Origin of the sequence: Rhodovulum sp. HP10 (assembly GCF_047553435.1) — a bacterium.
Taxonomy (GTDB): Bacteria; Pseudomonadota; Alphaproteobacteria; order Rhodobacterales; family Rhodobacteraceae; genus Rhodovulum.
Genome location: NZ_CP180201.1, coordinates 1,119,116 through 1,131,824, shown reverse-complemented (window position 1 = coordinate 1,131,824; position 12,709 = coordinate 1,119,116). Strand labels below are relative to the sequence as shown.

Annotated in this window: 10 protein-coding genes; 6 read left to right on the top strand and 4 right to left on the bottom strand. The window is 69.6% G+C overall.

What is annotated here, in order from left to right:
* Positions 1-14: 14 nt before the first annotated feature.
* Positions 15-1,157: an exonuclease SbcCD subunit D gene (locus ACK8CO_RS05170; RefSeq protein ID WP_414898396.1), complete on the top strand. Its 1,143-nt coding sequence runs from the start codon at positions 15-17 to the stop codon at positions 1,155-1,157.
* Positions 1,154-4,231, top strand: coding sequence for an AAA family ATPase (locus ACK8CO_RS05165; RefSeq protein WP_414898395.1), 3,078 nt, complete (start codon positions 1,154-1,156; stop codon positions 4,229-4,231). Before ACK8CO_RS05170 ends, ACK8CO_RS05165 begins: the two co-directional genes overlap by 4 nt.
* Positions 4,232-4,260: 29 nt before the next feature.
* Here ACK8CO_RS05165 and ACK8CO_RS05160 read toward each other — a convergent pair whose 3' ends face one another.
* The 3 genes from ACK8CO_RS05160 to mdh form a co-directional block, all read right to left on the bottom strand.
* Positions 4,261-5,853, bottom strand: a complete 1,593-nt coding sequence (locus ACK8CO_RS05160; protein WP_414898394.1) for a chemotaxis protein CheW — start codon at positions 5,851-5,853, stop codon at positions 4,261-4,263.
* Positions 5,853-8,327, bottom strand: a complete 2,475-nt coding sequence (locus ACK8CO_RS05155; protein WP_414898393.1) for a PAS domain-containing protein — start codon at positions 8,325-8,327, stop codon at positions 5,853-5,855. Before ACK8CO_RS05155 ends, ACK8CO_RS05160 begins: the two co-directional genes overlap by 1 nt.
* Positions 8,328-8,628: 301 nt before the next feature.
* Positions 8,629-9,591 (bottom strand): malate dehydrogenase, encoded by a 963-nt coding sequence (mdh, locus tag ACK8CO_RS05150; protein ID WP_414898392.1) that lies wholly within the window; start codon positions 9,589-9,591, stop codon positions 8,629-8,631.
* A gap of 159 nt (positions 9,592-9,750) precedes the next feature.
* Between mdh and ACK8CO_RS05145 the strand changes: the two genes are divergently transcribed.
* Positions 9,751-10,506: a sulfite exporter TauE/SafE family protein gene (locus ACK8CO_RS05145; RefSeq protein ID WP_414898391.1), complete on the top strand. Its 756-nt coding sequence runs from the start codon at positions 9,751-9,753 to the stop codon at positions 10,504-10,506.
* 5 nt (positions 10,507-10,511) lie between these two features.
* Here ACK8CO_RS05145 and ACK8CO_RS05140 read toward each other — a convergent pair whose 3' ends face one another.
* Positions 10,512-10,892 (bottom strand): hypothetical protein, encoded by a 381-nt coding sequence (locus ACK8CO_RS05140; RefSeq protein WP_414898390.1) that lies wholly within the window; start codon positions 10,890-10,892, stop codon positions 10,512-10,514.
* A 190-nt stretch (positions 10,893-11,082) separates the two neighbouring features.
* Between ACK8CO_RS05140 and ACK8CO_RS05135 the strand changes: the two genes are divergently transcribed.
* The 3 genes from ACK8CO_RS05135 to ACK8CO_RS05125 are packed head-to-tail and all read left to right on the top strand — an operon-like array spanning position 11,083 to position 12,709.
* A complete protein-coding gene (locus ACK8CO_RS05135) occupies positions 11,083-11,940 on the top strand; it encodes an HpcH/HpaI aldolase/citrate lyase family protein (RefSeq protein ID WP_414898389.1) in 858 nt (285 codons plus the stop codon).
* Positions 11,940-12,506: an NnrU family protein gene (locus tag ACK8CO_RS05130; protein ID WP_414898388.1), complete on the top strand. Its 567-nt coding sequence runs from the start codon at positions 11,940-11,942 to the stop codon at positions 12,504-12,506. The genes ACK8CO_RS05135 and ACK8CO_RS05130 overlap by 1 nt, the downstream gene beginning before the upstream one ends.
* Positions 12,506-12,709: a DUF1737 domain-containing protein gene (locus tag ACK8CO_RS05125; protein WP_414898387.1), complete on the top strand. Its 204-nt coding sequence runs from the start codon at positions 12,506-12,508 to the stop codon at positions 12,707-12,709. Before ACK8CO_RS05130 ends, ACK8CO_RS05125 begins: the two co-directional genes overlap by 1 nt.

The window sequence follows — 12,709 nt, the reverse complement described above, 5'->3', positions numbered from 1 at the left end:
GAACGATCTCCGGCATGCGACTTCTCCATACCGCCGACCTGCATCTCGGACGCCAGTTCAACGGCCTCTCGCTGGAGGCCGATCACGCCGCCATTCTCGATCAGATCGCGGCGGCGGCCCTGGCCTATGAGGTCGATGCGCTGGTGATCGCGGGCGATGTCTTCGACCGCGCCGCCCCGCCCGCCAGCGCCGTGCGGCAGTTCAATGCCTTTCTCACCCGGATCCGGGCCGAGACCGGCGCGGCGGTGGTGATGATCGCGGGCAATCACGATTCCGGCGACCGGATCGAGGCGATGTCGGTGATGACCGATACCGCCCGGGCGCTGATCCGGGGTACGGTCGCGGCCGAGGAGCCGCCGCTGATCCTCGAAGATGCCGATGGTCCGGTCGCGGTGTCGGCACTGCCCTTCGCTTGGGAATATGCCGCGCGCGAGGCGTTCGGCGACGAGACCCTCACCTCGCCCGAGGACGTGCTGCGCGCCCAGATCGCGGCGGCCCGGGCGGCGCTGCCCGAGGGCGCGCGCTGGGTCATCGTCGCCCATGGCACCGTCGCCGGCGCCAGTGTCAGCGGGGCCGAGCGGCCGCTGGCCCGGATCGGCGGGGTCGAGACGGTCGGGGCCGAGTTGTTCGACGGTGCCCGGTATGTCGCGCTTGGCCATCTGCACCGCCCGCAATCGGCCGGCCGCCCCGAAATCCGCTATGCCGGCGCGCCGCTCGCTTTCGGCTTCGACGAGGCGGGCGAGGAGAAATCCATGAGCCTTGTCGAGATCGACGGTGCCGGTGGGGTGCGGATCGAGCCGATCCCGTTCCGGCCGATCCGGGGCGTTCGGGTGATCGAGGGCCGCCATGAGGACCTGTTGCGGCTGCCGCCCTCGGAGGATTTCCTGCGCGCTGTCCTGACCGACGAGGCGCCGGTGATCGACGCGATGCGGCGGCTGCGCGCGGTGTTTCCCAATGCCTGCGACCTTTGCTATGCGCGCGAGGCGCGGGCGCCCGAAGTCAAGGCGCTGGGCCCGATGCCGCGCGGGCTCGACGATCCGATGGCGGTGATCGGCGCGTTCCTGGACCAGGTGCGCGGCGAGCGGGCCGATGCGGAGGAACTGGCCGCGATTGCCGCGACCCTCGACGGGCTGCGCGGCGGCGAGGAGGGGGCATGAGGCCGGTCCGGCTGACATTGCAGGCCTTCGGCCCGTTCCCGGGCCGCGAGGTGGTCGATTTCCGCGCCGCGGTGGCGGCCGGGCTGTTCGGGATCTATGGCCGGACCGGTTCGGGCAAGTCTACGATCTTCAGCGCGATGACCTTCGCGCTGTTCGGAGAGGCCGCGCGGGCCGAGCAGGACGCGCCGTCGCTTCGTGCCGATCATGCCGATCCGGACATGCCGACCGAGGTCGAGTTCGTGTTCGATCTGGGCGAGCGGCGCTATGTGCTTCTGCGTCGTCCCGATCAGGCGCGGCCCAAGACCCGTGGCAACGGCGAGACGCGCGACCCGCATGAGGCCTATCTTTTCGACGCGACCGGCCTGCCGCTCGACCGGATCGGGCCGGCGGGGCGCGGCAGGATCCTGGCCGAGAAGAAGGTGGGTGCGGTCTCGGCGGCGGTGACAGAGCTTCTGGGCTACGGCTCGGACCAGTTCCGCCAGATCGTGCTGCTGCCGCAGGGGCGGTTCGAGACCTTCCTGGCCGCGCGCACCCGCGAGCGGCTCGAGATCCTGCGCGAGCTTTTCGACGTCTCGATCTACCGCCGTCTTGCCGCGACGATGAAGACCGAGGCCGAGATGCAGGAACGGACCCTGCGCGAGGCGCGCGCGGTCTGCGAGGGACGGCTGGCGGCCGAGGGCTTTGAAGAGATGGAGGCGCTGGAAACCGGTCTTGCCGAGGCCGGGGTACGGCTGGATGCGGCCCGCACCGCCGAGGCATCGGCGACGCGCGAGGCGGCGGCGGCCCGTGCGGAGCTGAGCGCGGCAGAACAGACCGAGGCCCGGTTTCAGGCGGCGGCAGAGGCCGCAAAGGCGCTGGCCGAGATCCGCGAGGCGGCGCCCGCGATGGCCGAGCTGGCCGCGCAGCTGCGCCGGGCCGACCGTGCGCGGCTGTTGCTCGATCTCGAGGCGCGGGTGGTCGAGGCCGCGCGCGAGGCCGAGGCGGCCTCCGCACGGATGGATACGGCCGAGGCGCGTCTCGAAACCGCCGAGACCGCCGTCAGGCGGGCGGCGGCGCGGCAGGAGGCAGAGGCGGCGCGGGGGCCCGAAACCGAGGCGCTGCGCCGCGAGGTCGAGACGCTCGAGCGTCATGCCGAGACGCTTGCGGCGGCGGCAGGGCTGCAGCAGCGTGCCGCCGAGGCGCAGGCCGTGGCCGAGGCGGCACGGGCCGATCATTCCGCCGCAGAGGGAAGGCTGGCCCAGCTCATGGCGCAACGCGGCAAGGCGGCCGAAGCGGTGCAGGCGGCGCGGCAGACATCCGCCAACCGCGCGCTGCTCTCTGCCCGGTTGCAGGCGCTCGAAACCGAGATGAAGGCCGCGCTCGGCGTCGAGGCTGCGACCCGCGACGTGACCGAGACAACCGAGTCCGTGACCCGGCTGGTTCGGGTCCAGGAGCTTGCCGCCCGCCGAAGCCGTGCTGCTCATGCCGAGATGGAGGCCACCGAACGTCGTCTGGCCCGAAGCCATGCCCGGCATCTGGCCGCGGGGCTGAAACCGGGCGCGCCCTGCCCGGTCTGCGGCGCGACCGGGCATCCGGCGCCTGCCGCCGGGCCGGGCGAGGCATCGGCGCCCGAGGCCGCGGTCAGGACGGCGCGCGCCGCATGGGAAGAGGCCGACCGGGCGCAGCGTGAAGCCGACCGGGCGCTGGCCTCGGAGCGCGGTGTGCTGGCCGGCCGTCAGGAACGACTGGCCGCGCTCGAGCGGCCCGCGACCGACGCGGCGACGCTCAAGACCCGGATCCGGGCGACCCATGAGGCCCTGGCCGCGCTCGGGGCGGACACCGAGATCGCCGTCGCCGAGGGGCTGCTGGCCCGGCTCGACGCGGCGGTCAGGGCGGCCGAAGAGGCGCGCGAAAGCTGTCGCGAGATCATTTCCGAACGCGAGGCGGTGGCGCTGCGCGAAGCCGCGCGGATCGAGGCGATGCTGGCTCCGGTCCCCGAAACATTGCGCGCGGAGCCGACGCTGACGGCCGCGCTGGCCAGTCGGCAGGCGGCGTTCGAGGCGCGCGATGCGGCGCGGCTGGGCGCAATGAAGGCGGCCACCGAGACCCGCGAGGCGGCCCTGGCCGCGCGCGCGGCCCATGAGGCGGCGGTGCGGGCGATGGCCGAGGCGCGGGTTCGGCATGAGGGGGCCCGCCAGGCCTTTGCCAAGCGGCTGGCCGAGACCGGGCTGTCCGCGGGCGATCTGGCGGCACTGAAGCCCGCCATTGCCCGGCTGGAGGAGGACCGGGCGGCGGTCGAAGCGCATGGTCGTGCGCTGGCGGTGGCCGAAGAGCGGGCGCGGGCCACTGCCGAGGCGGTCGAGGGGCGGGTGCGGCCCGATCTGCCGGAGCTGCGCGAGGTGCTGGCCGCAGCCGAGGCGCGGCGCTCGGAGGCGACCGAGCAGCGGGCCGCGGCGGCGCATGCCTCGGACCATCTGGTGTCGCTTCGCGACGATCTTGCCGGAACGCTGCAGCGGCTCGGGGCCGAGGAGGCCGCGTCAGCGCCCCTGCGCCGCCTGTCGGCGCTTTTCGACGGGCGCAATCCCCAGGGGCTCGACCTCGAGACCTATGCCATCGGCGCGATGTTCGACCGGGTGCTGGCGGCGGCGAACCGGCGGCTCGGGCCGATGAGCGGGGGGCGCTACAGGCTGGAGCGCGAGGCCGAAGGGGGCGGAGGACGCGGACGGCGCGGGCTGGGGCTGCAGGTCTTCGATCTGTTCACCGGCAAGGCGCGTCCGACGACGACGCTGTCGGGCGGCGAGACCTTCATCGCCGCGCTGGCACTGGCGCTGGGGCTCGCGGATGCGGTCGAAAGCGCCAGCGGCAAGGTGCGGCTCGACACGATTTTCATCGATGAAGGCTTCGGCAGCCTCGACACCGAGGACGGTGCCGGGACGCTCGACCGGGTCCTGCAGGCGCTGGGGGCATTGGTCGGGCATACCAGGGCGGTCGGGCTGATCTCGCACGTGCCGCTGGTGCAGGAGGCGATCCCGAACGGGTTCTATGTGCACAAGGATCCGGCGGGCAGCCGGATCGAGACCCGCGCGCCGGTCTGAGGGCCGGGGCGGGACGGGACCTGTCCGGCTCAGGCATAGATGCTCTCGTCGTGGATGCGTTCGGCGATGTCGGCGGCCAGACGGCAGATGTCCAGGCAGGGCAGCAGGCGCTGCGCCGTGCCGCGTCCGAGGCTGACCATCTCTTCGCGAAAGGGCGCTGGGGCGGTGTTGAGCGCGCGCCAGTTTGCCGGTTCGATGCCCTCGACCGCGGAAACCTGAAAGCCAATTCTGCGCTCGGAGGGGCCGACCAGCAGCACCCGGCTATGCTGGCCCTTGCGCGGCGGGGCTTCGCCCAGGAACCCGGACAGGCAGACCAGCGTCGTTGCCCGGCCGCCGACCGAGAAGAAACCGAGTACGCCCGGGGCCCTGTGCGTCATCGGGGTTATGGCGGAGGGTGGTTCGATGATGTGCATGACCGTTTCGATCGGTGCGGCATGGGCGATACCGGCCTGGAAGATCAGGTAGCGGCGGCGATCGCGGATCAGTGCGTCGGGCGAAGGGGCGGAAGTCTCGCCCGGGTCGGATCCGGGATCGGAGAGGAGGTCGCCGGACGCGGCGGCAGACAGGCTGTCCGGCGCGGCTTCCGCGCCGATGCCCGCGGGGCGGGCGGGAATCGCGGCCCCGCCCGGTCGCGCGGGGGCAGTGGCATGCGCGGCAAGTTTCGGGCTGACCGGGGCCGACATTTCGGCGATGGCCTGCAACCCCTTCATCTCGCGCAGCCGCGGGCCTCCGATCACATAGGTCTGTGCCCCGTCCTCTGCGATGGCCAGTGAGGCGATGGCGCCCGCTCCGCCGCCCAGAAGCGCGGGTGGCGGTTGAAGATCGTCGGGGCGGAAGGTCGCGATGCGGCTGATCACGTCGACCGCGAGTCCGATCAGCCGGTCGTCGCCAAAGCCGAAGACCACGATTTCCGGGTCGGATATTTCGCGCGCACCGCCAAGCCCCAGAAGGCCGGTTGCGTCGAGCACGGGAACACGCAATCCGTTGACGGTGACCGAGCCGAGGCAGTCGCCTCCGGTCAGTGCATTCCGTTCGACGCTCTGGCGCGGCAGCGTGCGGTGGACCTCGACCGCAGGGGCGGCGAATGTGGCGTCGCCCGCGCGAAATGTCAGAAATGCGCGTCCCTCGCTGCCCGCCCCGCGGCGGGGGCGTTCGTCGCGGAGGAACCGGCTGGCAACGGGCAGCCCGGCCAGAGCGAACAGCGCGGCCGGGTCGACCACGTTCACCAGCTGTCCTTCGTGAAAGAAGCCGCCGACGAAGAAGGGTGTCCCGGAACCGCCCGTGGTAAGCGGCTGGACCGCGTTGTCGGCCAGCCGAGCCAGACCGGAAATCGCGTTCACCGCAAGCGCCAGCACCCGGTCGCCCTGGTTCAGGATCGCGGCGATGCCGGGAGGAGCGCCGACCGGGTCGATGCCCGAGATGCTGCGCGGATCGACCACCGGGATGATATGACCACGCAGCCGGATTGCGCCCATCAATGCGGGATGAGCGATCAGAAGCGGCGAGAGCGCGTCGATCGGAGCGACCTCGGAGAGATGCTCGATATCGATGCCGATCACGCCGCCCTCCACCTCCATCAGGGCATATGTCGTTTCGCGGCGGAGCTGGGATGCGGTTTGCATCAGCTTTCCTTTGGTCCTGCCGCCTGGCCCAGCTCTTCCGCCAGGCGTGCCAGGGTCACGGCCGCGGCTTCGCCCGCCCCGGCATGGGCAAGCACCTGTGTCAGCCCGCCGCAGGCCTCCTCGGCCATGCTGCCGATGGCGCGGATACGTTCGATGGTCTGTTCGGTGCCATCGGCCGATCGCAGAATGCTGTCATTCGCCCGTTCGATGTGGCGCGATATCTCGCGTGCGGCCTCGCCGTTGCGTTCGGCAAGCTTGCGCACCTCGTCCGCGACGATGGAAAAGCCCGCGCCATGCTCGCCCGCGCGGGCCGCCTCGATGGCGGCGTTGAAGGCCAGAAGGTTCGTCTGAACCGCGATGTCGCCGACCAGGTCGACGATCTCGGTGACCTTGTCGGCGGCTTCCCGCGCGGTGCGCATCTCGCTCAGCGCGCCATCGAGCAGGCGGTCGCCATTGCGGGCGCTGTCCTGCAGCCTCTCGTTGGTGCGAGCCAGCAGGTCGGCATCGCCGCGCAGCATGTCATTGACCTCGCGCAGGCCGTCGATTTCGGTGGTGAGGTCCTGTGCCCGGGCGGCGGTGGCGCGTTCCAGCTCGATCTGGGGAGAGATGTCATATCCGCACATCACCACTCGGTCGACCTCGCCGCGGAAATCGGTCAGGGGTGTGTAATGGGCCAGCAGGAACAGGTCGCGGTCGAAGCGGGCGACATGGCGGTAGCGGCCGGATTGTGCCTCGCCCTTGCGCAGCGCCACCCAGAAATCGGTATAGGCGGAGGACCGGATGTAGTCGCCGGGGCAGAACGAGCTGTGCGACTGGCCCCGGACCTCGCGCAGCGAATGGCCGACGAGCCGCAGGAAGCCCTCATTGGCCTCGAGGATCTTGCCGTCGGGGTCGAATTCGACCACCGCCTGATGGTTCAGTGCCGCCTGCCACTTGCCGTCGAGATCGAGCATCCGGCGCTTTGTATCCGTGATGTCGACCGCAATCTGGATGACACGGTCGGCGTGGCCCTCGGGGTCTGTGACGGGGTGGAAGACGGTGTAAAGCCAGACTTCGTGGCCGTCGGCATCGACCCACATGAGCTCGCCCGAGAAGCCGTCGTTTTCGCGAAGATCCTCCCAGAAGCGGGCCGCGCTGCCATCCTTGACGCTGTCTTTGTCGAGGAAAATGTCGAGGCCACGGCCGAGAATGTCCTCGATGCGATGTCCCATGCGGTCGAGCCATCCGCCATTCGCAGAGCGGATCCGGCCGGCGCCGTCATATTCGGCGACCATCATCGCCCGGTCGAGCGCGTCGAGCCTGTTCTCGGCCTCGGCCTCGGCCTTGCGGGCCGCAGTCACGTCATGGCCGACGAACAGCACCGACTGCACCTCCTCCGTCCCGGCGCCGGCCAGTGGCAGGTAGCACGACGACAGCCAGACGATGCGCCCATCGGGGCTCTCGTGGCGGAAGAGGCCCGAAACCGGCTCACCACGGGACAGACGGTCCCAGAAATCGTCATGGCGGCGCGCCCCGGCGAGTTCGGCGGGCATGAGGGTCTTGTGGCTGGCGCTCTCGAGATCGGCCTGTGTCAGCCCGAGCAGCTTGCAGAACCCTGCGCTGGCCTCGAGGATCGTGCCGTCGGTGCGGAATTCGGCGGTGGCGAGGCGGCTGCCGAGCGCGGATTGCCGCGCCCGCATCCGGTCGAGATCGCGCCTCTCCCTGGTGATGTCGACGGCAATTTCCAGCGCGCCGGAAAATCCTCCCCCGGCTTCGGTGAGCGGCAGAAGATGGGATCGGGTCCAGACGATGCCGCGGCCGCCATGACGACGCGGGATGTCGAGGACCGCGCATTCGCCCCGGGCCAGTCCGGCCCAGGCCTCGGTCCAGGCCTTTCCTCGGCTGAACTCGGCGTCGAGCTGGCGGCGCATGTGCTGGCCGATCAGGTCGTCGGGCGTCTGGTCCAACAGCGCACACATCGGTGCCGAAACCTCTTGAATATGGCCTTCGGCATCGTAGCGGGCGCTGGTCAGCGCGCTGTCGCAGAGCGGTGCGAGGGGATGCCCGGCCCCGGCGCTGCCAGAGCCGGCTGCGGGCAGGCCGGCGCTGGCGGGCTCGCCCACCACCGACAGCCGCAGGCTGCCATCGGGACAGACCGATACGACGCTGCGCATCTGCATCGGATGGGCGCTGCCCGAGCGGCTGGTGGCGAAGCTGCCGGACCAGACCTGCCCGGTTCCGGCGACGGCACGATTCCAGAGATCGTCCGAGGTTTGGCCGGGAGAGGCGATCAGGCTGTCGAAATCGTGCACACCGAGCGTGTCCCCGGAGAGTTCGAGCAGGAAGATCGTCGCTTCGCTGGCCGAAACCAGGGTCCTGGTTTCCATGTCGAAGCTCAGAACATGGGCCTCGTCGAGGATCTGCGCCCCGAGCGCCTGGGCAAGGGCGGTCTGGAAATCTGCTTTGTCTTGAGCGGCTTCGGCGTTCGAGCTCATCTCTGGTCCTTCGCGATGCGAGGCGCCCGCGACGGTTTTTCTGCGGGGCCGACATCGACCCTCTTAGACCGGGACACTTAAGACGAGGTTTCCGAAATCTTCTGTCGACTGGCAGAAACGATCCGCGCGGTCCGGGACAGGGGCCGACCGCCGCCGCCGCGTCGATCGTGCGTCGATCCGAAGGGGCGGAAGAATGACTGCACCGCGTGGGGGGCGGCTGCCTGAAGCAGGCAAGAAAAAACCCGCGCCGCCCTTGAGGCGGCGCAGGCCGGTGTCGTTGCGCCTTTTGGCGGCGGAGACCTCAGTTCAGGCTGTTGTCGATGGCCTTGCAGGCCTCGACCAGGCCGCGCACGGCGTCGACCGACTTGTCGAACATCTCTTGTTCGGGCTTGTCGAGCTTGATGTCGACCACGCGCTCGATGCCGCCCGCGCCGATCACGGTGGGCACGCCCACGTATAGGCCCTTGAGCCCCAGCGCGCCGTCAACCCAGGCCGCGCAGGGCAGCAGGCGTTTCTGGTCTTTGAGATAGGCCTCGGCCATCTCGATCGCCGAAGTGGCGGGGGCGTAGAAGGCCGAGCCGGTTTTCAGCAGGCCGACGATCTCGGCACCGCCGTCACGGGTGCGCTGCACGATGGCGTCGAGCTTGTCCTGGGTGGTCCAGCCCATCTGCACCAGATCGGGAAGCGGGATGCCGCCGACGGTGGAATAGCGGGTCAGCGGCACCATGGTGTCGCCATGGCCGCCCAGCACGAAGGCCGAGACGTCCTTCATCGAGACATTGAATTCGAGGCTCAGGAAGTGGCGGAAGCGCGCGCTGTCCAGAACGCCGGCCATGCCGACGACCTTCTCGGGCGGTAGGCCCGAATATTGCTGCAGCGCCCAGACCATCGCGTCGAGCGGGTTGGTGATGCAGATCACGAAGGCATCGGGCGCGTTGTCGCGGATGCCTTCGCCGACCGATTTCATGACCTTGAGGTTGATGCCCAGCAGGTCGTCGCGGCTCATGCCCGGCTTGCGCGGCACGCCGGCGGTGACGATGCAGACATCGGCGCCGGCGATGTCGGCATAGTCGTTGGTGCCCTTCAGGCCCGCATCGAAGCCCTCGGAGGGGCCGGATTCGGCGATGTCGAGCGCCTTGCCCTGAGGCACCCCATCGGCGATGTCGAAAAGAACGACGTCGCCCAGTTCCTTGATCGCGGCGAGATGGGCGAGCGTGCCGCCGATCTGCCCCGCGCCGATAAGAGCGATCTTGGGTCTGGCCATGTCTGATTGTTCCCCGATTGGTTGGTTCCGGCGCGATGCGTAGTCCTTTGGCGCCTTCGGTGCAAGGCTGCCGCAAGGCCGGGCGCAGGTCCAGACGGTTCCTGATCGCGCCGCGATCGGCTAGACGGGTCCGGACCAGTTGTATCCGGAGGCCCTGTCGTGATCGAATTCGGTCCGCTTTTCTTCGCCGTGGCAATCCCGGCGATCCTGTTCGCCGGTGTGTCCAAGGGCGGTTTCGGCGGCGGCGTGGCCTTCGCGGGCTCGGCGGTGATGGTGGTGATTCTGGGCCCGGCCGTGGCGCTGGGAGTGACGCTGCCGCTTCTGATGCTGATGGATGTGACCGCGCTCCGGCCCTATTGGCGGCGCTGGGACGGGGCCTCGGCCCGGGTGCTGATCCTTGGCGCGGTGCCGGGCATCGCGCTGGCGGCGGCGGTGTTCCACCTGACCGATCCCGATGTGTTCCGGGTGCTGATCGGGCTGGTTGCGCTGGGATTCGTGGGCTTCCAGCTGGCGGTGCGGATGAAGCTGATCCCGGCGCGGCAGCGCCCGTTCGGGCGCCCGGCAGGCGCGGTTTCGGGCGCGGTGGCGGGCTTCACCAGCTTCGTCAGCCATGCCGGAGGGCCGCCGGTCGCCGTCTACCTGCTGTCGCAGCGGCTGGACAAGACCACCTTCCAGGCGACCACCGTGTTGGTCTTCTGGGCCATCAACCTGTTGAAATTCAGCCCCTATGCCTTTCTCGGCATCTTCACCGCCGATACCTGGCTGGCGGTGCTGCTGCTGGCCCCGGTCGCGGTTCTCGGGGTCTGGCTGGGGGTCCGGGCGCACCGGCTGGTCCCGGAGCGCTGGTTCTTCGGTATCACCTATGTGGCGCTTGCGCTGACCGGGGCCAAGCTTCTCTGGGACGGGCTGACCTGAGCCGGTCAGATCCCCTGGCCCGGCGGCTCTGCGACCGGCTCATAGGCTTCGCCGCTGGCCAGAAGGCAGGTCAGGCCATTGGCGAAGGTGCCGGTCACGGTCCAGGTGCCGGTCCGGGTGTTGGCGAAGACTTCGACCACGGCGTCGTTCCCGGCCAGTCCCAGCGCCTGGCGCGACTCGCCATAACGGTTGCGGAGCTGATTGAGGATGTCCTCTCGCTGGCCGCATTGGCGCCCGGCCGCCGGAGCTGGAGCCTGAGCCTGAGCCTGAACCGGGGGCTGAGACTGGCTCTGGTTCTGGGGCAGCGCCAGCTGCGGCAGCAGGATCGTCAGGGCGGCAAGGACGGGCAGGGTCGCGGGATGGCGGAAGGGGCGGGGGGCGCGCATGGCAGGCTCCTGTGGCGACTGAATGGGGGGCGGGGGGACCCGAAGGCATGCGCCGAAGATTGCTTGAGCTTCGCCAAGACCGGGCTAGCGCGCCGCGCGTTGCATTTTCTGCGCTGCGGCGCAAAAGGGGTTGCGCATTCTGACTCTGCCGTGTTGGCTTGCGCAACAAAATGACTCTGGAGGAGAATCAATGGACCCGCGTGCCCGTCCCTTCCGTTCGGTGCTTTACATTCCCGGCTCGAAGGACCGCGCGCTCGACAAGGCGCGGGGCCTGCCGGTCGACGCGATCATTTTCGATCTCGAGGATGCCGTCGCGGTCGAGGAAAAGCCCGCGGCCCGCACCCTGCTGGCCGAGACGCTGAAGGCGGGCGGCTATGGCAGCCGGTTCAGGATCGTCCGGGTGAACGGCTTCGACACGCCCTGGGGGCGGGATGATGTCGCGGCCATCGCGGGCGCCGGGGCCGATGCGGTGCTGCTGCCGAAGGTCGAGACCACGGCCCAGCTGGACGACCTGGCCGCAGCGATCCCGGATGTGCCGCTCTGGGCGATGATGGAGACCCCGAAGGGCATCCTGAACGCCGCGGCGCTGGCTGCGCATCCGCGGCTCGAGGGCTTCGTGATGGGCACCAACGATCTGGCCAAGGAGCTGGGCTGCAGGTTCCGGCCCGACCGGCTGGCGCTGATGACGAGCCTGACGCATTGCCTGCTGGCCGCGCGCGCCCATGGCATCGTCGCGGTCGACGGGGTCTATAACGCCTTCAAGGACGAGGCCGGGCTGACGGCCGAATGCGCGCAGGGCCGCGATCTGGGCTTTGACGGCAAGACCCTGATCCACCCGGCGCAGATCGCCGTCGCCAATGCCGCCTTCGCCCCCACCGAGGCCGAGATCGAGCTTGCCCGCCGCCAGATCGCTGCCTTCCAGGAGGCCGAACGGGCCGGGCAGGGCGTCGCCGTGGTGGATGGCCGCATTGTCGAGAACCTGCATATCGTTACGGCGAGGGAGACGCTGGCCAAGGCGGCCGCGATTGCAGAACTGGAGGCGGTCTGATGTTTCTTCTTATCCTCGGCGTGGCTCTCTGGAGCTTTGCGCATCTGTTCAAGCGGCTGTTCCCGGGCGTCCGCGCGATGCTGGACGACAGGCTGGGCATGGCCTCGAAGGCGCTCTTCGCGGTGCCGCTGGTGGTCTCGGTCGTGCTGATGGTGATCGGTTACCAGACGGCGGGGCTGCCGCAGCGCTTTGCCGGGCCGTCCTGGCTGATCCATGTGAACAACACGCTGATGCTGGGCGCGGTCGCGCTATTCGGCGTCGGCAGCTCGAAAAGCCATGCGCGGCAATGGTTCCGCCACCCGATGCTGTACGGCTTCCTCACCTGGGCGGTGGCGCATCTGCTGGTGAACTGGGACCTTGCCTCGATCGTTCTCTTCGGCGGGCTCGGTGCCTGGGCGGTGGCCGAGATCGTGCTGATCAACCGGTCCGAGAAGGGCGTCACCCGCTATACCGGCGGCTCGCTCAAGGGAGACCTGCGGCTCGGGGGGATCGCCATCGCGCTGTATGTCGCGATCATCCTCGTCCATTTCTGGGCCGGCGTCCCGCCGCTGCCGATGGTGTCGTGATGCGTGTCTACCGGCTGCTGACCGATGAAGACACCGCCGTCTTCTGCCACAGGGTGAGCGCGGCGCTGGCCGGGGGCTGGGAGCTTCACGGCTCGCCCGCCTATGCCCATGACCCGGCGAGCGGCAAGATGCGCTGTGCCCAGGCGGTGGTGAAGGATGTCGAGGGCGACTACAGCCCCGACCTGAAACTGGGAGAACTCTGA